Origin of the sequence: Vibrio sp. V30_P3S12P165, from assembly GCF_009904905.1 — a bacterium.
In the GTDB taxonomy this organism is placed as follows: Bacteria; Pseudomonadota; Gammaproteobacteria; order Enterobacterales; family Vibrionaceae; genus Vibrio; species Vibrio fujianensis.
The window spans coordinates 1-20,899 of record NZ_WXWH01000006.1 but is presented as its reverse complement, the minus strand read 5'-3'; the positions used below and the strand labels follow the sequence as shown (position 1 = coordinate 20,899).

The 20,899-nt window shown below is 39.1% G+C and carries 17 protein-coding genes; 13 read left to right on the top strand and 4 right to left on the bottom strand.

From position 1 onward, the window contains the following. Positions 1-7: 7 nt before the first annotated feature. Both CAG57_RS01435 and CAG57_RS01430 read left to right on the top strand, forming a co-directional pair. Entirely contained in the window at positions 8-2,185 is a 2,178-nt protein-coding gene (locus CAG57_RS01435; RefSeq protein WP_161439478.1) for an integrase, read from the top strand. Between the two features lie 3 nt (positions 2,186-2,188). Further along, positions 2,189-2,734 carry a hypothetical protein gene (locus tag CAG57_RS01430; RefSeq protein ID WP_161439477.1) on the top strand — a complete coding sequence of 182 codons (546 nt, stop codon included), beginning with the start codon at positions 2,189-2,191 and terminating at the stop codon, positions 2,732-2,734. An 82-nt stretch (positions 2,735-2,816) separates the two neighbouring features. Here CAG57_RS01430 and CAG57_RS01425 read toward each other — a convergent pair whose 3' ends face one another. Further along, a complete protein-coding gene (locus CAG57_RS01425) occupies positions 2,817-3,023 on the bottom strand; it encodes a helix-turn-helix domain-containing protein (protein WP_161439476.1) in 207 nt (68 codons plus the stop codon). Positions 3,024-3,115: 92 nt separating this feature from the next. On the opposite strand from CAG57_RS01425, the gene CAG57_RS01420 reads away from it, so the two are divergent. The 6 genes from CAG57_RS01420 (at position 3,116) to CAG57_RS01395 (ending at position 8,291) form a co-directional block, all read left to right on the top strand. After that, a complete protein-coding gene (locus CAG57_RS01420; RefSeq protein WP_011149150.1) occupies positions 3,116-3,658 on the top strand; it encodes a hypothetical protein in 543 nt (180 codons plus the stop codon). Next, the gene (locus CAG57_RS01415) at positions 3,652-5,034 is read left to right on the top strand and encodes a DEAD/DEAH box helicase (protein WP_038160595.1); all 1,383 of its coding nucleotides are present in this window, start codon (positions 3,652-3,654) and stop codon (positions 5,032-5,034) included. Before CAG57_RS01420 ends, CAG57_RS01415 begins: the two co-directional genes overlap by 7 nt. A gap of 43 nt (positions 5,035-5,077) precedes the next feature. Then, entirely contained in the window at positions 5,078-5,383 is a 306-nt protein-coding gene (locus tag CAG57_RS01410; RefSeq protein ID WP_011149152.1) for a hypothetical protein, read from the top strand. 19 nt (positions 5,384-5,402) lie between these two features. Continuing rightward, positions 5,403-5,927, top strand: a complete 525-nt coding sequence (locus CAG57_RS01405) for a hypothetical protein (protein WP_011149153.1) — start codon at positions 5,403-5,405, stop codon at positions 5,925-5,927. 399 nt (positions 5,928-6,326) lie between these two features. Further along, positions 6,327-7,310, top strand: coding sequence for a hypothetical protein (locus tag CAG57_RS01400; protein WP_094147018.1), 984 nt, complete (start codon positions 6,327-6,329; stop codon positions 7,308-7,310). 114 nt (positions 7,311-7,424) lie between these two features. Beyond that, entirely contained in the window at positions 7,425-8,291 is an 867-nt protein-coding gene (locus CAG57_RS01395) for a hypothetical protein (protein WP_038160585.1), read from the top strand. Positions 8,292-8,413: 122 nt separating this feature from the next. Here the strand turns inward: CAG57_RS01395 and CAG57_RS01390 are convergent, their stop codons facing one another. The 3 genes from CAG57_RS01390 to CAG57_RS01380 all read right to left on the bottom strand — a co-directional run bounded on the left by CAG57_RS01390 (position 8,414) and on the right by CAG57_RS01380 (position 11,834). Continuing rightward, positions 8,414-8,710 carry a cyclic-phosphate processing receiver domain-containing protein gene (locus CAG57_RS01390; RefSeq protein ID WP_094147019.1) on the bottom strand — a complete coding sequence of 99 codons (297 nt, stop codon included), beginning with the start codon at positions 8,708-8,710 and terminating at the stop codon, positions 8,414-8,416. A 114-nt stretch (positions 8,711-8,824) separates the two neighbouring features. Then, positions 8,825-10,657, bottom strand: coding sequence for an ATP-binding protein (locus tag CAG57_RS01385; RefSeq protein WP_038160581.1), 1,833 nt, complete (start codon positions 10,655-10,657; stop codon positions 8,825-8,827). A gap of 1 nt (position 10,658) precedes the next feature. After that, positions 10,659-11,834 (bottom strand): SIR2 family protein, encoded by a 1,176-nt coding sequence (locus CAG57_RS01380; RefSeq protein ID WP_161439475.1) that lies wholly within the window; start codon positions 11,832-11,834, stop codon positions 10,659-10,661. A 385-nt stretch (positions 11,835-12,219) separates the two neighbouring features. Between CAG57_RS01380 and CAG57_RS01375 the strand changes: the two genes are divergently transcribed. The 5 genes from CAG57_RS01375 to CAG57_RS01355 all read left to right on the top strand — a co-directional run bounded on the left by CAG57_RS01375 (position 12,220) and on the right by CAG57_RS01355 (position 20,652). Next, on the top strand, positions 12,220-14,901 hold the full coding sequence (locus tag CAG57_RS01375; protein WP_161439474.1) for a class I SAM-dependent DNA methyltransferase: 2,682 nt from the start codon (positions 12,220-12,222) through the stop codon (positions 14,899-14,901). Between the two features lie 31 nt (positions 14,902-14,932). Next, complete coding sequence (locus CAG57_RS01370) at positions 14,933-16,963, top strand: DEAD/DEAH box helicase (RefSeq protein ID WP_161439473.1); 2,031 nt, start codon at positions 14,933-14,935, stop codon at positions 16,961-16,963. Between the two features lie 3 nt (positions 16,964-16,966). Beyond that, positions 16,967-18,226, top strand: a complete 1,260-nt coding sequence (locus CAG57_RS01365) for a GIY-YIG nuclease family protein (protein ID WP_161439472.1) — start codon at positions 16,967-16,969, stop codon at positions 18,224-18,226. Positions 18,227-18,351: 125 nt separating this feature from the next. Next, the gene (locus CAG57_RS01360; RefSeq protein ID WP_038160567.1) at positions 18,352-19,446 is read left to right on the top strand and encodes a nucleoid-associated protein; all 1,095 of its coding nucleotides are present in this window, start codon (positions 18,352-18,354) and stop codon (positions 19,444-19,446) included. Positions 19,447-19,452: 6 nt separating this feature from the next. Next, entirely contained in the window at positions 19,453-20,652 is a 1,200-nt protein-coding gene (locus tag CAG57_RS01355; RefSeq protein ID WP_161439471.1) for a hypothetical protein, read from the top strand. Positions 20,653-20,899 lie beyond the last annotated feature (247 nt).

The window sequence follows — 20,899 nt, the reverse complement described above, 5'->3', positions numbered from 1 at the left end:
CATACTTATGTTGTCTTTTGAAAATTCGCAAGATTTAGAATTAACTTTAGATGCCATGCGCTCCATTGGTGGTCAAAAAGATTATTTGCAGCAAGTGCTTTTCCCAGCGCTACTGCGAGGTAATTGGGAAGAGTTGGACAAAATGGTTGTCTATCAAGATGAGAGAAAGACAATCTTGTTTGGGGAAGATGCTTGGATGTTTGCACAGTCTGCTTATAAAGGAAAAAATAAGTCAAATATTTATTTTAATATAGAGTTAGAACAAGGCGAGAATGTCATTGTACTTCGTCAAAACGAACGTCATTTAGTTAATCAAGTGAAGTGTATCGCAGTAGCGAATATGTGGTTTTCAGGTCAACATATTGAGTTAGGTTCTCTCTCAAGCAAGATAGGTCTTTTGCGAAATTATATTGTTAAACTGTTTAAGCGTGGTATTACTTCTTTTGAAGAGTTAAACCAAGAGCATCTAGAAATTTTGGTCGAAGATGGATTTTTTGACATGTCTAACTCCAAAGTGTTTACTGGGTTAAACTATCTTCCCGCTTTAAAAGGTTTACTGCCATTTACGGTTAATTTTAATCGCCTAACGCATAAAATGTTTAACGCAAGACCTGATGACACTGAAGGAACATTGGTTATCCCTCCGCGGATATATTTTGCGGCATTAACGGAGTACAGCGAAGGGATTGCAAAAGCCTATGGGTTAAGAGATGAAATCGAACAAGCGGTTGAGCAGATGCTTTCTTTTTATAAATATGAAGAAAAAAGGAGGCTTTTAGATATAAGAAATGGAGAGATATATAAACCTATAAAGGGTTATGAGAAAAACTGGTCGCGATTCACTCAAGCATTAGAAAGCGAGGGAGTTGCTTTAGTCGATAAAGGCAAAAATCCGCGATGGATGGAAATATTCACCTCTCTTAAAACTCGTATTCTCTTAAAAGATTCACAATTTCACCGTTTTAATGTGTACATCGGTGACACTTTCTATGACTGGGGTGAATTTAGACGGTATTTAGTTAGCCTTAGTGCAAAGGCCTCGTGGTTATGTCTGGCGTTATCAGGGATGAGGATAGATGAGTTGTATCGAATTAGTCCTGTATATGGAGCGCAGGAAAAGAAGTTTGATAAAGATGGCGATGAGTCAGATACAGGCAAGGAACAAATTTACTTTCTAACAACACGCCAATCAAAAATTACACTCAACAGTCAAACCAAAAATGATGTTTTTGTTACCACTGAAACTGGTTGGAAAGCCTTTCATGTGTTAAATGCCATTCATACACCTTATCGAAACAGGTTTACAGAGAATGACAGTCATCGAATGTTCGCAAACTTGCAAAAGGTTACCTATTTCAAGTCTGTAGGAAAGTCTGCGTTGGGTAAAGGTGTCGTAAATAATTTTAATAAAAACAACGTTGATTCTATTCTGACATTAGATGATATGGGCTATTTACAAACATCAGATCCAACCCAGACATCTTTTAAACTGGGTGACAAATTTCACTTTACGTGTCATCAGTTGCGACGTTCACTTGCATATTACCTAATTGGCTATGAGTTGTGTTCTTTCCCTGCTTTGAAGCAACAGTTGTCGCATTGGTCGATGGCGATGACACGCTGGTATGCTCGCAACGCCTTTTCATTTGAAAAAATTTACAGCGAAATTCAAAAAGAGCGGATCACGCAACAGGCTGAGATCTTCGCTCGTATATATCAAAAAATGGCAAACCGTGAACGTATTGCAGGGGGTAAAGGTCAAGCAATAAGTCGTGAAGGTGAAAGCTATTTTGAAGATGGAGTAAATAAACGTAAGCTGTCAAAGGAATACTGGATAGATCTGTTGACCAACGGTAAGGCTCATTTACATGCTGTGGCTCCTGGTATGTATTGTACTAACACTCAATGCTCAATGCGTATCAATATTGATTTAACTGAGTGTGTTGACTGTGAATATGACTTTATTGAAAATGCTGTTTACGCTGAAGTGTCCCGTATGGATGCGATGAGAAATATTGATTTTTTAAAAGAAAACAATGAGTTAAATTCAAGCGCTGCAACCAAATACTATATGCAAGTAAAAGCTGCTGAAGAAATAATGGATGATTTAGCGTTCGAGCATGATAAGTACGAATTTGAAGAAGATGTGTTGAGTTTGGTTATACCAACAAAAACGGTGGCGTAAGATATGACAGATGAAACTGAATTAAGCCCGACCGAGAGGCTGTTAAGAGACGCATTAGCACGCCTTGTTGCCAAAAGGCCAACCCAAAGGGAGTTAAAACAGAAGCTTAAAGCCAATAAGTTGAAAATTACTGTTTCAAGTGTCGAGAAGGAAGCTGGATTATCGAATGGTGTAGTTAAACCTGAACGTTATCCAAAACTAAAGGAAGATATTCTGAGCGCTGAAGCTGCTCGTAAATATGGTCCTGTAAAAGATGTGTCTGATGAAGCCATCCGTAGGCATCCTTTATACATTAAAGCTAAAAATGATCTAGATAAAGCTAAGGCTGAAATAAAAATGCTCAAGGCAGAATTAACGTCGAAAAACTCAAAGTTAGAGAGCTATAAAGAGCGTATAAAAGAGCAAGCAGTAAGAATGCATCAAATGAATGTTGCCATGTGGGGGCAGATTCCTGATGAAAAAAAACATGTTGAGTTGATGATTGATGTTCAAGATATGGGAATGAACAGTAACATTTTAGACTTTAAAAAGCGTGAAAAACTAGATTAGTTTTGCAAACCATTATCTCTCGATTTCTCCAATAATATTTTACTTCCTTAGGTGTTTATAAATCTTATAGTTAGGGTTTACCTTATGGCAGCAAATCACGCACATCACAACCAAGAATACTTGCCAACTGGTATGCTTTTTCCAGTGTGATATTGACCTCTCCTCTTTCGATTCGACCGACATAGCTTCGGTCGATGTCTGCTGAAATAGCCAATTTATCCTGAGATATACCTTTAAGCTTACGCTCTTTACGTAAGTTATCCCCAAACCGTTTCGCTAAGTCTTTCATTTTTAATGGTACTCAAAATGAAAGAATATCCTTCATTGCGGATTTTATAGCCACGGACTATAATCCGCATTTTGGTTCGTAGTTGAGCTCTTATGACGAAGAAAACAGCGATTAATGAATATATTTTTACCTTATTCATCGAGAAAGGACTTGATGGATTAACGGTTCCTGCCTTAAGGGACGAACTACTAACGATTACGGGAGAATTTGAGGATATAACGGAAGCGCGTAAATTTCTTTATCGTCAGTTATTGCCTTTAGAAAAGAAAGGGCTACTTTGGACTAATGGCCAAGGGCGGACAAGGACATACCACAAATCAGAGCAGTTTAAAGAAACTGTATTCAAACCGAAAAAGCGTAAGCAACAAAAGCTAAAAACAGTCGTAAAAAATTCGGACGAAGCACTTACCCTTGATGAGCTGACTTTGGAACGACGAAAGTATGAAGCTGAACTTGCGATAGCTTTAGCTGAGATCGAAGAATTTCAACTATTGTCTGAAAGGTTACCTTTACAGAAATCATCATTGTTAAAACTATCCGAAGAAACTAGAGAACGCTCTGTTAGATATCTAGCCAAAATAAATGTTCTTAATCACGCCCTAAAGCTTAGTAATTGTGGGGAAGTAAAATGTTAAGACTATGGCAAGAGGAGTGTGTTGGATCGGCTTTAGAAAAGTATCTAGCTGGACATTCACATTTTCAGGTTCAGGCGACTCCAGGGGCTGGAAAAACGGTGGCCGCTGCCGAAATTGCCAAAAGGCTGTATGACTTAGACAAAATTGACCTGGTCCTCTGTTTTTCGCCATCATTAACGATTGCTGATGGTATCAAAAATACCTTTTCATGGCGATTGGGATGCTCTTTTTCCGGTGGACTTGGTTCAATAGGTGCATCGTTTACATATCAGAGTATGAAATACCTTAGAGATAGCTTTTGGGAAACAATTAAAAAGCACCGCGTATTGGTTGTATTTGATGAGATTCACCATTGTTCAGGTGATGAAATTGAAAATGCCAATGTATGGGGTGAGCAAATTTTGAGACAAATTCAAGGGATTGCTGCGTTTACATTATCCCTATCTGGCACTCCTTGGCGCTCAGATTTATTGCCAATTACGTTAGCACAGTATTCTGACGCAGAAGGTCGTATCCACTGTGATTATCAATACGGTTTAAAGCAAGCGATTATCGATAAGGTCTGTCGCTCACCTAAAATTGTACTAATTGATAATGATCGCTTATCTATTTCAGAAAGTGGACAATCAAAGTCATTTTCGTCAATTCCTGACCTTTTAAAGCAATCAGCAACTCCGTATCAAAGCATTTTGCAAAATATTGATGCAATGACTTATGTACTTGGCCTTGGTTGCAAAAAGCTAGCAGATATACGTATGGATAACCCTAATGCCGGTGGTTTGGTTGTTGCTTCATCAGTAGGACATGCAATCGAAATTCAGAAAGTTTTGACTGAGACATATGAGCAAAGTACAGAGATAGTCACTTACTATCATGAAAATCCACTAGAAAAAATCAATGGGTATCGAAACGGAACGACTCAGTGGATTATCAGCGTCGGAATGATTAGTGAGGGAACCGATATCCCACGTCTACAAGTCTGTTGCCATTTAAGTTTTGTGAAGACAGAACTTTATTTCAGGCAAGTTTTAGGACGAATTTTGCGAACGCATGAATCCTCGAATCAGCAAGCTTGGTTGTACACTTTTGCTGAAGAAAGCCTAGTGAGTTTTGCTGAGCAGATCGAGCAAGATATTCCGGACTCATGCTTATTTATCAAACCAGATAATTGGCAAGATAGACCTCAAGCTTCTGTTTCGTTAGATCGAGCCTATTTCTCTGATCAACAAAAGAAAAAAACTGATATTGGGAAGACACAGCTTAGTTGGGATAAAGAACGTTTGGAAAAACCGTCAATCATAACTGCATACTCAGCTTCTTCTGGTCAATTGAACTTAGGAAATTTCAGAGAGCGTGTAATTGCTGCATTTCAGTAATAAATATTTTTAATATTAGACAATATGTTAGCGAGGTATTGATATGTTCTACATCGGTGTTAGCCATTATTACGCAACAGGTGAAGGCCTCACAATGTATGTTGCTAGCGGTAGCGAAGAATCAATACGGGCAGCCATTCCAGAATATTTTCATCTTGGGCTCACTATTTTAACACCTTCAGAGTGGCTAAAAGCTGCTGCAGGGGACTGTGAGGATGAATATCATCAATCGGAAGCGGAAGATCTGAAAGCCTATTTACCACTCTTATGGAAGCAAATTGAGGAAAGAGCGTTAGAAAGAGGATGTCATCTGGACTTTTTCATGAAGCACCATTTTAACTATGCCTAATACGAACTAGGTGGTTTCAGTGAAGGTTTTATATTTTGATACGCTTAGTTTGCTTTATTCGAATGAGTATTTTCAACGTAATGCAAGTGTGCACACTAAGTATAAAGAATGGTTCCATACTCGCACAAAGACACTGTTAGAAATGGTGGAACCGGATTTTCAAGCTATCGCAAAGCTAAAAAATGCAGCGTCAGAATCGGGGCTACTACTTTACCCGTTAGGGATTTTTTATGATCGTTCATACCTTATTGAACATGGTGTGTTTTCCGCTGATGAATTAGCGCCTGATACAGAATTACCCTTCAGGATGCAAATGGACGACAACGACCCTGTGCGTCGGATGATAGCCCACGCACATGGATTGAATGCGCAATGGTACGCCTGCGGCGAAATTGGATCTGAAGAACTATTACAACCCTATCCGGAACGTCACTTACGTTCAGAATTTGGAAAAGGAGTAACGAGTGAATTACTCGCCCAGATTCTAAGGTTAAAAGCGACCAATATGCCAAATTTGACTGATAACATTTTACGGGACAAATGAGGGTGTTTTTAAGAAAGAGCGGAACCGTAGAGCAGATTCTCGCTTCTATCAGGGGCAGAAATTACGTTGATGAATTTCCTTCTCCAGAAAGACTAAAGCTGTACGAACAGTGGAAACCAGGAATTGCTCAAAAGGTACGTGATGGCGTCTTATTGTCTCAAGAAAAGAGCATGCAGAGAGAGCAGGACGAACTTTATGAGGTAATTTATCAAACCTATAAGAGGGTACCTATAGTCTTTGCGATAAAACTGTCTGCAATTTTTATAGTCATGATAGTTGCAATTCAGTTCATTTAAAAATGAAAGTTGTGGGGTTGGTCTGACTTCATTCATTCGGTATCAAGCTTCTCAAAACGCCATTCGCCAAAAAGTTTACTTATTGATAAATATAGGAAATTTAATGTTAGGTAACTCATCAAAAAATAGTGCTATGAAAAAAAACGTCATGATTTCAGCTCTCACTTTAGCGATATCTGGATGCGCAAGCACTCCCAATGAGTCCATTGAATCTCAGGGTAAATATGCGGATGACTATGCGCTCAATGTGGAAGAATTTTCCGAAGCTACACGGTTCTACTATCCACTAAGATGGATAGAACCTGGACGTAATGCCAACAACTTAGACAAGTTTTATTACGATACAAATTCACACAAAGAACTGGCTAATACTTCTTCTGTGGCTACAGTTGTCGCCGCTGGATTAGGAAGTATCACCTCATTTGATGCGGTGATGGGATTACTAGCTCAACAAGGTTCGCGATCTGGCTATGATTCCCTTTTAGGCGAACAATATCTCTACACAATTATTCAAGTGGATAACAATAAAGACTTGGATACTCAGGCACAATACGTTAACCGAATTGCTGTAGATACCATAAAAATGGCAATGGGAAGTGAAGCGAAGGAAGAATATCAAAAAGTGGGCTCAGAAGGTTTTTATTTCTTGGACAGAATTAAAGTGACCAGTACTTCAGATGAGAGTTGTACTGCTGTCTATTCGCCTTGCTACTCACTCACAGCCAGAATTCCTATGCTTATCCGCGACAATAATGGTTATATCCCGCTAGTGCCGCAAGGTGGCGATTATATGGCTGCTAAGACTTACTTGCCGATTGGTTTTCCAATAGAGCAGATAAAATTTGCTAACGTTGCTGGGGTTGAGCAATTCCTTTATGTACCAGCTGTAAAAATGAATGGGCACAAAGACCTCTGGAGAAAGGAAAATCTTTCCTATTTTACAGGCTGGTATAATCAGCAGCGCATATCGATTAACCCGTATATCAAGCGATTAAGCGACGATACGGTGTTTTACTTCAACCCTAAAATTACTGCAAAACAAAGAGATCGCTACTCGTTGTACAGAGTCTTTAATCTTAGTGATTAAGAGGGTGATTAACGGCAGAGTCTTATTTTATCGCAAGGTAAAATCTAAGAAAAAACAGATAGATACAAAGATAGGTTGTTTATTAGGTTTAAAATAAAAAGGTGAATGTAATTTATGAAAAAGCAGGGGTTGTTTGTAATTGGGCTGTCTATATTGGCTCTCAGTGGATGCTCAACAACGAGCGAGAAAAAAGTAGCAATGTGTTTGGGGGAACCTTGTGTTCAAGCCAATGACAACACGTCGCCAAAGCCGACATTTTACGTGAATGATAAAGAAGAAAAGTTTACTCACTTTGATGATGGTTCGATAAGTTCTCATACACTGGAAAACGGGTTGTACCGGCTCAGAGAGTATTTCAACCGCGATGGTTCACTTCAAACGCGAAATGCAAGATTCGTTGATCCTGAACGTGGTTCATTGAATCAAAAGCCAACTGGTCGCCAGTTAAAATTCAACGGTGATGGATTCGTAGCAAGTGCGAAGTATGGATACAACTTAGAGTTCAACCGGCCGACACAACTGGATAGTTTTTGGATGAAAGAGTCACATTCATTTTATCCGGCATTCAGTGCTAATGACGATTTGATCGCTATTTTATATGCGAACCGAGAAAATCAATACACTGACTATGGTGTTCGATTTGGGGTTGTCAATTTAGAGAAACCAACATGTGAATTAGGCAAACTTAGAAGTCAGGCTTATGGTAAAGTTGGTGATAAACATATAACCTTTAGCCGTAAGTGTATGAAGATAGGTAATAAAGTAGCTTTGGTATATAAACCCGCTTCAAAATCTGATGCTCAAAAGATGATAGACGCGATTGTGATGCCAATTGCTCGTTCGAAAGCTGTTGTTGGTGCAAAGCTAGGTTATTTGCATATAGATATACAAGGTAAACAAGTTCCATTTGATACTCGTGGCTGGGACGATTATTACCTTAAAAACAGTGAGCTGAACGTATCTCCGTACCGATTATTTTGAATCTTAACTGTGTGATTCATAGATATGCTTTCAATTTTCGTCGTTGCAGATCAAGATTGCGATTCTGTTCTTGAAACCTCTATACCTATATCAGGTAGCGCTGTAATACATGTCATGTGGTGTTAACCCAACATATTCAAACGTTTGATATTGGCAATCCCAAACTCCATTTTCTGCCTTGCAGATGAATTAGCGCTGTGAACTCGTATAACCGGTGGTTGAAAACCTTGAGTTGCAACCGCCTCTTCAATCCATAAAACAACATCATAGCCAGTGCCGTGTTCATCGTTGCCAAGATCATGATCGAGGCTTATTTCAGTAACATGTCCTTGCTTCAAAATGGCAATGGCCTCTTCAGGCCAGTAAACCCTATGCCATCCTTCCGGAGTTGGTCGTTCATCATCAAGGTAAACTTTCATTTTCTAGGTCTTATTTTATGGGGGGGCGTTCTGCAGCGCAAACCTGATTTTGGAGCAATCTGTTAGTTTTATTGAATCATGGCTTATAAATTAACAGATTGCATCCTACTTAACTTAAGAACACATTCTTCGAGATATATCTTCAAGTTCTTCTAGATCTAATCGACCTTTTGACCAACCAGAAGCAAACGGAATGGTACTAGATTTAGGTAACTGATCTTCTTTCAAATCTTTAACTTTAACTCTACAGGGTAAAGCGGCCCCTTCCCCAACAAAAATGGCTTCCTGCTGAGACAAGATAGGTAAGGCTCCAACCATCCCGGATAGACCATCAGGTAAGAAGCGAGCGACATGCTGCTGGTCAGCAGAGTTTGTAAGCCTTAATACTACCCATGTACCACATTGAGATATTACAGTGCTGTCAACATCGGCAGGTCGTTGACTTACCAACATCAATCCTATGCCATATTTTCGACCTTCTCGCGCAATCCGTCGTATCGCTCCCTGCGCAGCTGCGTATTGAGCCTCCCCATGATCTGGAACGTATCGGTGGGCTTCCTCGCATACCAATAGAATGGGATCTTTTTCTTTTTCATCTTGAGTTTGGAACACTTTGTATTGAAAAAGTAATCTAGCTATTAATGCTGCTAGAGGTCCTGCGACTTCGTTAGGCAGGCCAGAAATATCAATAATTCTGATATCTTTACCTGCTTGTTGAGGTGCCCCAACAAATTGATTTAGAACTTGATGCAATTTTATATCACCATTGTTTGCCCAGTTTTTCATCATAAATGCCAAACGAGTATCTCTACGAAGAACTTTCAATTTCTCAAGTACAGAGGGAACTGGAGATTTGGCTAAATCTGAATTAGTTAAACTCTCATGCTTACCTTTGTTTATTCTGCCTCCTTGTATGTATCGGACATGGTTTTCAAATTCGTCCAAAGAAAAAGGTCTCGGTTTGTCACGGTCAAACTCTAAGATATCAGACGTATCTTTATCGTCACATAAATCCGGGTCATCCATATTAATTAGATGAACCAGCGCATCAGTACCAAACTCATTAGGGCAAGGCTTCACAATACCACATGCCACCATCCGGGCATGTGCGAGAGCCTTTTGAACCACGTTATTTTGGCTAGTAGCACTATGTTCTGTTTTTCCAATTACCAAATTAGTAAATTCATCACTAGACATTAACCAGTAAGGGAGTTTTATTTCCTCTTGTTCATCTTGCCCAGCCGCAATATTGTATGCACGATATTGAATAGCTCTTTCTTTAAATGCTGTACCATATTCTCCATGTGGGTCGATGATTACTATTTGTGGTGATAGCTCTACTTGGTTGTGCTTATGGGAAAGAACACTGTGAATAATGGCTGCTACCGTACCTGATTTACCAGAGCCTGTTGATCCCAGAACGGCACAATGCATACCAAACATCTTATTAATATTAGCTCTGCAAGCAGTTGACTCCGATGCACTGTATGTTGCGAAAGGAACTAATGGATCGACCTCTTCATCTCTTGTTCCTTCAGCTGAGCGATACACACAGGCTATTTCTTCACTTGTTAGAAGAAATACGCCTTGTTGCGGTAGAGGATAGGTTTTAATACCACGGCGAAAGCTTAGTTTTTCCTTAACAGCATTCCAGCTACCTTCAGCTAATAATTGAACTTCCATTACTCTCTGATCGGCATCTGCATTAACTGGTTTACCAGCTTCAATTAATTCCTCTGAACGCATTCTAAGCATGGTTACTAAGCCAAAAATCACTTTTCGGCCATAGTGAATCTTAACCATGCTTCCTATTTGTCCTATCGAATAAACTCGTCCATCAAAAGTTCGATTCAACTCGGAAATTTTATCAGATATCTCAACTTTAATATTGGTGCCTGATACTTCAACAACTTGTCCTATTCTCAACTCGTCAACTGGTGTGAACATGTTATACCTCGCATCCATTTTCTAATATTGATGTGACACCTTTGAAAGTCCACCAATAGTCATCACCATCCTTTCTTGTAAATGGTCCTTCATTGCCCACATACAAACCATGTAAGGATGCGATGATAACTCTTCGACCAAAACTTGAATTGCGCCATTTCTCAATGCAATTAGGGAGGGTTTGATCTCTACATTCCAAGAATGCGATGAGTACTGTTTTATTTTCTTCTTTAGAAAAGGCAAATTCGATTTCGTTATTAATGTGTTCATCACCAAAGCTATAGCCGCATACAGCGAGAACATTACTGCTATTGGAATTTAGAGTCTTCCTAAACAGATCAAATTGTGCCGAAAAAGGGTCTTGCTGAGTTGCAACATATTTTGTCGCTTGGGGATAGATTAAAACTCTACGGTTTACTTCTGGGTAGCAGTCATTATCTCTAACTCGCCATACATAACCTTTTTCACATAGAAACCAGTCTATAGAACCATGCATTTTAATTACGTTGGCGCGTTGACCGTTCAAAGGAATAGGCTCGCCGTATCGTTGAGTTCTATGTGCTACAGCGCCTCCTGCAAATCCGTCCCAGTACGGAACTTTATTCAGAGCTAAAGCGTCTTCCAATAAAGTGTCGTAATTGGTAGTAAAAATATTGACCGTTTTTCTTCTTTCATAAACTCCAGCGGATGCATGGTTGAAAAGCATATTAATGAAATTTAGGTGAGCCTCGATATCAACAATTGGTTCAGATAATGTACCTTCTTCAACTGTGTTACCGTCTTTATCTTCGACATAACCACATCTAATAACGTTAGAAATAGATTCCAAAATGGCGTAATGGATGTCTTCAAGACGAGATAACTCTATTTCTTTGCCATTAATCGTTGTCTTCTTTTCCTTGTTTCTTTCCGCTAAAGCAGCATAATCGCCTAGGTGACTGAGTACGTGTTCTATATGGCATTCCAGCGGTAATTCATTGAACAAAGGAACAACAATATCGTTGAACAACTCTTCATGCTTGTTTTCCAAGTCTTTTTTAACTTTGTTGGTTAAGGGATACATCAAAGGTAATTTAGCATCGAAGCTAATTCCTGCACCCAACAGCCAACTTTGTTCACTGCACTTTAAGTGTTCTTCTATCTGAGAAAACAATTCTTCCTTAGCTAAGTCTTCCATTTATAACCTTCTAAACAATGATTGTTGTGCCAGTTGCTACACGATATTATGGCAGGGTTTTGGCTGCCTATTCTTTGGTAGTAACGAACAGTCGTCTCCATAATTGTCACCAATATAACACCACACACATAAGAAAGGTTGATTAACCTCTCGTGTAAAGGTTTTTGAACAATATCTTCAGCGACTTAAGTCATCGGCTAGTCATAAGGGGAGCGAACGTATCAATGAGCGGTTTATCTGATACGACTCATGGGATTGCATAACTGACTTGATGTATAATTGGTAGCATTTTTAAAAGGAAATCAATTCCTTTGATAAGAATTGATTGCCGTTAGACAAGATTGCTACTGAATTGCAGATTAGCAGCTTTCATGAAGGAAAGACCATGGCCGTCAATCAGGCAAAGATTTTTGAACAACTTGAATCTCTTGTTGAATCAGTAGATACCAATGAATTTATATATGGATTCCTAACAGCCTTTAACTTCCCCAAGGCAACGATTACTCAGGTTCGTCAGGAAGGCGCTCGCAATGTAGCTAAGATTCCAGGCCATGTTGGGCTGAAGAATAAACTTTATTATCTTCCAGTAGAAGAAGGTCAGGATATTGATGCTGCATTGGATGAACGAATTGCCGATCCATCGATAGCTAAGAACAAAATTCGCTTTATTCTGACTACCGATTTTGAACGTTTTCTTGCGTGGGATACAGCAACTAGCGAGCGACTGGATATTGACTTTGAAGTGCTGCATCGCAACTACAGTTTCTTCCTGCCACTGGTTGGCTTAGAAAAGGCTATTTTGAACAGCGAAAAGCCTGCAGATGTAAAGGCTGCAGTCAAAATGGGTAAGCTGTTCGACTTAATCCGTGTGAACAATCACTTAAGTAAACCAGAAGATATTCATGCGCTAAACGTGTTTCTTACACGGTTATTGTTTTGCTTATTTGCTGAAGATACCGGTATTTTCAAGCAAAAAGGTCAATTTACTTCTGCAATTAAAAGCTATACAGAACAAGATGGTAGCGATTTAGTTCAATTTATTCATCAGATATTTTCGGTGATGAATAGTCCTGATGGTAGCGATCTCCGTCAGCACTTTCCTAAGCACCTTACTGATTTTCCTTACGTAAATGGTGGTTTGTTTGAAATTGATTTTCCAATACCCGAACTAGGAAAAAAAGGTAGAAAAACCTTAATTGAATGCGGAGATGAAGACTGGAGTGCTATCAATCCTGATATATTCGGCAGCATGTTTCAGGCAGTGATTGATGTTGATCAGCGAGCACGCTTAGGCCAACACTACACATCCTACAGTAATATCATGAAGGTCATTCAGCCGCTGTTTCTTGATTCACTGCGAGCTGAACTGGAGAAACAATGTTCCAGTATAAATGGTCTTAAACGTTTACTTGTTCGACTAAGCCAAATCAAGGTTTTTGACCCCGCATGTGGTTCTGGAAACTTCTTGATCATTGCTTATAAAGAGCTAAGACTGCTAGAAATTGATGTTATTAAAGCGTTGATGAAAATCGACCAAAGCTTTTTTATGAGCAATATTCATCTTGATCAGTTTTATGGTATCGAGATTGATGATTTTGCCTGCGAAGTTGCGAGGCTTTCTCTCTGGTTAGCTGAACATCAAATTAACAAGCAATGGGAAAAAGATATAGGATCAGCTAAGCCACCTCTGCCACTAAAGGCAACAGGTAAAATAGTAGGTGGTAATAGTCTAACGATCGATTGGAATAGTGTCTGTCCTAACTCCGGGGACGATGAGATTTACTTGATTGGTAACCCTCCTTTCAAGGGACATCAAGGTAAAAATGATAGTCAACGTTCAGAAATGAAAAGTGTGTTTAAAGGATTTAAATCACTTGGTCCCTTAGATTATGTTGCCTGTTGGTTTTGGTTGGGGAGTAACTACATTCAGAATTCCAAAGCTGAGCTCGCATTAGTTTCTACCAATTCAATTGCGCAAGGGGAACAAGTTGGAACATTGTGGCCGCATATTATAAATCGAGGTTTACATATTCATTTAGCTTATCCAACTTTTACTTGGGAGAATAATGCAAAAGATAAAGCCGCTGTGCATGTGGTCATCATCGGTTTATCAGCTAGCCCTAACAAGCGTTTACTTTTTGAATATATTGAAGGCAATTGGCACTCAAAATCTGTCAACAACATAAGTCCCTATCTTTTAGAAGGCAGCAATACTTGTATTGTGGCATCAAAGAAAACGTTAAGTCCCAATGTGCCATCGCTGTTATTTGGCAATATGCCTAATGATGGGGGGCATTTATTGTTAAGTCGTTCAGAGAAAACTTTATTAATAGAGAAAGAGCCTCAATCTGAAAGGTGGTTGAAAAAAGTTCTGGGTGCAGATGAATTTTTAAACTCTAAAGAACGTTGGTGTTTATGGCTTAAAGATGCTTGTGAGACTGATCTTAAGTCAATGCCATTGGTTTCCGAAAGAGTAGCTTTGGTGGCAGAAAAAAGAAGAATGAGCCCGGATAAAGGTACACAAAAGCTCGCTGATAGGCCTCACCAATTTAGAGATCTCAACAATCCAGAACGCTTCATTCTGATGCCGAGCGTTTCATCTGCTAGAAGGAAATATGTTCCTCTTGGTATGTTTACAGGGGATATTATCTCTACAAACTTAAACTATATAATACCAGATGGCACTTTATACGAGTTTGCAATTCTATCTTCATTGCTTCACAACGAATGGATGCGCCTGGTCGCAGGAAGAATGAAAAGTGATTATCGTTACTCCGCTTCAGTAGTTTATAACACCTTCCCTTGGCCTGAAGTTAATGAGAAGCAAAAAGCAAAAGCTATCACTCTTGCTGAAAATGTTTTATTTGTTCGAGAGGACTTCCCAGGGAAAACTCTTGCTGAGCTATATAACCCAGACTCAATGCCTCCAGAGTTGCTAATAGCGCATCAAGAATTGGATGCTGCAGTTGATAAGCTCTACCGAGACAAGCCGTTTAAAGATACTGCTGACCGCTTAAGCTACCTATTGGCTCGTTATGAAGAACTGGTCGTTAAACAAGAAAAATAAATTTAATTTAGTTGGCAAAAGGTTTGAAGGAATGAATAACAATATTTTGGAAGTAAACTACAAACAGACCGGGAAAAGCACGAACCATAACGAAATGGGGATGCGTGAAATGCAGGCGCGGGCATTTGCCCAACGTGATAGTCAGTATCTGTTGATTAAAGCGCCACCGGCTTCAGGGAAGTCTCGTGCTTTAATGTTTTTAGGGCTAGATAAACTGATTCATCAGGGGCTGCGAAAAGTAATTGTCGCTGTTCCTGAAATGTCTATTGGTGGTTCATTTAAAGATACCAATTTGACTGAATATGGATTCTTCTCTGATTGGACGATTAAGCCAGAATACAATCTATGTATCAGTGGTAGTGAATCAGGTAAAACGAACGCATTTAAGCGTTTCATGGAGAGCGAAGAGCAAACATTGGTTTGTACGCACTCAACATTGCGCAGTGTATTCGACAAGTTGTCTCCGAAAGATTTCGATAATTGTCTTGTCGCTATAGATGAATTTCATCATGTGTCTGCAGATGAGAATAGTCGATTAGGGAATCTTATCGATGTATTGATGAATGGCTCTTCTGCTCACATTCTAGCGATGACTGGTTCGTACTTCCGCGGAGATACGGTGCCTATTTTAGTGCCAGAAGATGAAGCAAAGTTCACGAAGGTGACATACACCTATTATGAACAGTTGAATGGTTATAACCATTTAAAAACATTGGGTATTGGCTATCACTTTTATCAAGGCCCTTATGTAGAGGCTTTGCCATCAATTCTTGACCCTTCTAAAAAAACCATCATTCATATTCCTAACGTAAATTCTGGCGAATCGACCAAAGATAAGCACATGGAGGTCGATCAAATTCTTGAAGTTCTTGGCGAAGTTATTCTGCAAGATCCCAACACCGGTATATACCAAGTAAAATGCAAGCAAACTGGGCGAACTCTGTTGGTTGCCAATTTAGTTGACGATAACGTTCATCTGCGACCAAAAGTCCAAGCATATTTAAGAGATATCGAGTCTGCTGAACAGATGGATATCATTATCGCTTTGGGGATGGCAAAAGAAGGGTTTGATTGGCCGTTCTGTGAACATGTTCTAACCATCGGCTATCGTAGTTCAATGACCGAAATTGTTCAGATAATTGGCCGAGCAACTCGCGATTGTAAAGGTAAAACACACGCTCAGTTTACGAACCTCATCGCTCAACCGGATGCGCAAGACGACGATGTTAAGGTATCGGTTAACAATATGCTTAAAGCGATTACTACATCGTTACTTATGGAGCAGATTTTGGCTCCAAGTATACAGTTTAAACCTCGCTCTCAATGGCAAGGTGGGGAATTACCTGCCAACACTCTTATCATCGATGACACAGCTACACCAGTATCCCAGAAAGTTCTAGATATTTTAAATGGTGATAAAGGTGAAATATTGTCGGCATTAATGGCAAAAGAACCTGTTGTAAAAGGTGTCATTACCGAAACAACACCGCCAGAAGTTATCAATGAAATAGAGCTACCTTCTGTAATTCAAACTTTATACCCAGACTTGGAAGAGCATGAGATTGAGCAGGTTCGCTCAGGGGTTCTTCAGAGCCTGTATATTGGTCAACATGGCGGTGTTATCGATGAAAAAGATTTGCCAGATGATGCTGATATCGATGATGGTTCAACATCAGGAAATGGTAAAAATAATCAGCCTGGGAATAATGATTCTGGTGCGAGTCGGCAATTTATTAAGATGGGTGATAAGTTCGTCAACATTGAAAATTTAGATATTGACTTGATTGATGCTGTAAACCCGTTTCATGGTGCTTATGAAATATTATCTAAGTCTGTAAATGCCGCAATGTTGAAGACGATTCAAGAGACAGTAAGAGCTAGTCAAGCCAAAGTCTCTGAAGAAGAAGCTGTGATGCTATGGCCTAGAATTAAAGCTTTCAGTAAAGAACATCAACGAGAACCGTCATTAACTGCATCTGATCCTATTGAAGTCCGATATGCGGAGGTGCTTGCTTATATTCGCAAGATGAAGCAACAGAGAATGGCAAAACAAGAGGGATAAGGTGTGATTTGTTTACGCTCTTCTAAGAAAACGCCAAAGCGAGACTTAGATGATATTTTTTCTGAAGACGATGACTTGGGGCTGCTTGATGTAGCTCCGTTAAAGGCAAAAGCACCTGCTGGTAATCTGATTGAAAGTCAGTTTGAGGAAATTACAGCGTTCTTTGAAAAGAATGGACGTATACCAGCTAGTGATGCGGATTCATTCGATGAAAAGCGGTTGGCTAGACGTTTAAAAGCCTTTAAATCAAACGGTGAACAGAGAGAATCGCTTAAAAAGTTTGATTCTTATGGCCTGTTAGCTGAGTGTTCGTACATACCGTCAATGGAATCTGTCGGCTCTTCAACCTACGAAATTCAAGAATCAACACCCTCGTCTGAAATAGATAAGTCTGAATTAGTTACGTCTTTGGATGATATCTTTGACGATGATGATGATCTGCTAGAGTTTGATGCCCCTGACATTTTCACTATTCGCCATGTTCCTGCAGAAAAAAAATCGCAGCCGGAAGAAATTGCCAAACGTCAGCCATGTGCGGATTTTCCTCGATATGCTCCTATTTTTGAAACAGTCCAAAAAGAACTTAAAGCAGGCGCTGCGTCACTTGAGCGTTTTCGCCATGAACTAAAAATACAGGTTGGTGATTTTTTTATTCTTAATGGCTTGATGGGGTATGTTCATTATGCTGGAGAAAGATTGGAAGGTTACAGTAGCTACAATGCAAGGCTGCATTTAGTCTTCGAAAATGGCACAGAGCTACATATGCTGTTTCAGTCTTTGACACACGGATTAGTCCGTGACGATCATGGATGTAAAATTATTCGTGAGGGAGCATTGCTTGAGCCTGACGGTAACCCAGTTCCTACCGGGTTGGTATATGTGCTTGCTACTAAGAGTCCAGATAGTGTTCTTGCACCCTATAAGGCGAACCTTTACAAAGTTGGGTTCACCGAAGGTAGTGTTGAAGACCGTATTAAACATGCAGAGAAAGATCGTACGTTTTTGGAAGCACCTGTTCGCGTGGTAATGACGACAGAATGTTACAACATAGATGCTCATAAGCTAGAGACTTTAGTGCATGGTTTCTTGGGATACCAGCGACTGAATATCACCCTCAAAGGACATGATGGGCAGAGCTACAAGCCCAGAGAGTGGTTTAATGTACCGCTGGCGACAGTTGTTGAAGTAATAAAACATATCTTGGATGGAACGATCTCACAGTACCGTATGGATAATACTTCAGGGAAAGTTATGAAAAAGTAGGCAATTCTTAATCTTTGTTTTTATGTGTAAAGTGCAAAAAATGTAAGCGGGTCTCATTTACTCTCTCGTGTGGCTTTTATATAGTAAGGCGATTGCATATTTATAATTATCTTCAAGGACTTTACATGGCAATCACTATTCATCGAGCTGTTGTGCATGAATTGATAAAAGAAAAAAATGAAGAACCTCAACCATTGCATTACCGACAATCCCTTCTACCTGTAGATAATGAGAGTGTACAGAATGTAATTGCTGGCGTTGTTAATATTTATGGAAGAAAGAATAACAGTGCCAGATATGGTGTTTTTCGGGACGATGAGGCCTCTGGAAGTGTACCCGATTCATTTTATGAATACTCAGAACTAGAAGATGTTAGTGATGAAGACTTCATGGTTCTATCAAAGTCAGTCATGCAGGAGTTATTTCGAGAAGCTACTGGGGTTGCATTCGCTACTGGTGGACATATCTTATTTTCGGATTATGAGAGTGATGGAGTTAGATTCTATTTAGCTGCGATGATCAAGCAAAAGTCAGGATTCGCATTCTCCGATACACTCGGTGTGGAAGATCTTGAATACATTGATTTAAGTAAGCTTCATCAAGCAATTAAAATTAATTTTTCTAAATACAGCGCCTATCAAAACGCTGATGATATTGAACGTCAGGACTCTACGTATTTAAGTTTTGTTAGTCCACAAACAAGTCAGTCAGCAGCTGGATATTTCATTCAGGCGATGGGATGTAAAGCTGGTGCACCTTCAGCAAAAGCAACTCAAGCGGCTGTTGATGAAAGTGTTGGTTTTTTCGAGTCTAAAGAAGATTTGAAAGCGCATGCTCCAAACTTAAAAAGAGCGTTGACTGTTTATCTGGAACAAAAAGCTGAATCTAATGAACCAGCAACTTTACCTGATATCGAAGGAATCGCCCGACGTTTTTTTCCTACCGATGATGAAGAGCAGGCTGATAGATATGCTGATGAGTTTGTTACATATTTAAACCGCGAAGAAAGTGGTGTTCCACCTGAGTTCCCTGTTAATAAGACAAAACTCAAAACAATGACTCATTTAGTCTACAAAGGTGACGATTTACACCTAGAATTTGATAAGGAAGATATAGGTGGTAATCCCAGTGCAAGGGTTTACTTCGATGGAGCTAAAGTTATAATCAAGGATCTTCCACAAGATCTGATTGATAAACTAAATCAGCAAATTAATGGGTAGCAACCAGTGTCTTTTTATCCTTTAGTTCAGTTACGCAGAGCAGCATCTCAGCATAGCTTTAATCGGCCTGTGTTTAGTTGCTCTGTTCATGTTACTGAGGGTATAGCTGAAATTCTTGAGCAATGTGAATACCTGCGTGAGATAAATGGTAGTGATATTGATGGAAATTCAGTCAATTTTAATGATTATATAGACCAAGAAATTGAGTTAACTTTTCGAACGCCTAGAACTAATGAATCTCAATTTTACCAAAACTTAAATGCTTTTCTTGATAACTTTACATTTTCTTATTCTGAAGTTGTTGAATTGCCTGAATTTTATTTATTCGATGAAGATTTATATTATTCAGCTAACTCAATAGAATCTGATGACGATGATATTTTTAGCCGGCTGAAATTACTAATTAGAAGTGTAGCTAAACTTGAAAACTTAGCTCATTATCATGATGAAAAAATGGGTGATTCTCGGACTTTAGTTTATCTCTCAGGTGAACATCGAACACCTATAGTTTTAAGTGTAAGTATTTCTGAAAATTTACTATCGAAAGACATTAATTTCTCTCTTTTGAATGAGTTGACTTCAGCCGAATCCGAATTGAATATGCACTACAGTGATAAACTGAGTGTTTTTTATGCTTCATTGCATGAATTTTTAGGTGGAGGTTATGCCCCAGATGAAGCCTTTAACAAATTGATTGATTCTTGGGGAGCATTCGTTGCTTTATATCAGAATAATCTGTCTACTTACTTAAGTGGTTTTTCGTTTCATAAGGCTAAAAAAGAAGTTGCTGAAGCTGAAATTGAGCTATCTGAAAAATTAACTAATCTGACTAGTGACATTGTTTTTAAGCTTTTTTCCGTCCCAGCCTCTGTTATGGCATTAGCCGCAATTATGCAAAAGGGTCAGTTAGACGCACTAGTTTTTGTCCTGCTAGTAATCGGAGTTATTGTTACGATTCTGCTTATGTACGGATTGCTTAAAAGTCAAAAGAATAAGTATGAATCATTGGAGAAAGCTAAAGATCTTGTATTTAGCTCTATTGATGGAAAAGAAGCTGAGTACCCAGATGAGTTAAATACTGAAATTACAGCAATGAAGAGTCGCTTAAACAAACATTTTAAGTCGACAGGTAAATGGCTTGGTTACTATAAGGTCGCCATATTTTCTCCATTGATAGCACTTATATTATTTATAATCATCGCTTAAGAGTTATGAGTGGTACTAATTCCCGATTTCTAATTTTATCTCCAATTGCCCCCTGAATAGTTACTATTAATAAATTTCATAAACAACTTTATTTAATTTCAATAGATTAAACTGGTAATCAAGTTGGTTTTGATTAAAATCGATTTTTTTGGCAGGTTTAGGTTTTCTGTCCGTCTATGTTGCAGGGAAAGTAAGAACGCGAATCTCATGATTCTCAATGGTCTAATTGAATAAAAAGTTAGACAGA

Bases quoted from the DNA above. Each gene is read 5' to 3' on its own strand.
- CAG57_RS01435 (WP_161439478.1), top strand. From the start codon at position 8: ATGTTGTCTTTTGAAAATTCGCAAGATTTAGAATTAACTTTAGATGCC.
- CAG57_RS01430 (WP_161439477.1), top strand. From the start codon at position 2,189: ATGACAGATGAAACTGAATTAAGCCCGACCGAGAGGCTGTTAAGAGAC.
- CAG57_RS01425 (WP_161439476.1), bottom strand. From the start codon at position 3,023: ATGAAAGACTTAGCGAAACGGTTTGGGGATAACTTACGTAAAGAGCGT.
- CAG57_RS01420 (WP_011149150.1), top strand. From the start codon at position 3,116: ATGACGAAGAAAACAGCGATTAATGAATATATTTTTACCTTATTCATC.
- CAG57_RS01415 (WP_038160595.1), top strand. From the start codon at position 3,652: ATGTTAAGACTATGGCAAGAGGAGTGTGTTGGATCGGCTTTAGAAAAG.
- CAG57_RS01410 (WP_011149152.1), top strand. From the start codon at position 5,078: ATGTTCTACATCGGTGTTAGCCATTATTACGCAACAGGTGAAGGCCTC.
- CAG57_RS01400 (WP_094147018.1), top strand. From the start codon at position 6,327: ATGTTAGGTAACTCATCAAAAAATAGTGCTATGAAAAAAAACGTCATG.
- CAG57_RS01395 (WP_038160585.1), top strand. From the start codon at position 7,425: ATGAAAAAGCAGGGGTTGTTTGTAATTGGGCTGTCTATATTGGCTCTC.
- CAG57_RS01390 (WP_094147019.1), bottom strand. From the start codon at position 8,710: ATGAAAGTTTACCTTGATGATGAACGACCAACTCCGGAAGGATGGCAT.
- CAG57_RS01385 (WP_038160581.1), bottom strand. From the start codon at position 10,657: ATGTTCACACCAGTTGACGAGTTGAGAATAGGACAAGTTGTTGAAGTA.
- CAG57_RS01380 (WP_161439475.1), bottom strand. From the start codon at position 11,834: ATGGAAGACTTAGCTAAGGAAGAATTGTTTTCTCAGATAGAAGAACAC.
- CAG57_RS01375 (WP_161439474.1), top strand. From the start codon at position 12,220: ATGGCCGTCAATCAGGCAAAGATTTTTGAACAACTTGAATCTCTTGTT.
- CAG57_RS01370 (WP_161439473.1), top strand. From the start codon at position 14,933: ATGAATAACAATATTTTGGAAGTAAACTACAAACAGACCGGGAAAAGC.
- CAG57_RS01360 (WP_038160567.1), top strand. From the start codon at position 18,352: ATGGCAATCACTATTCATCGAGCTGTTGTGCATGAATTGATAAAAGAA.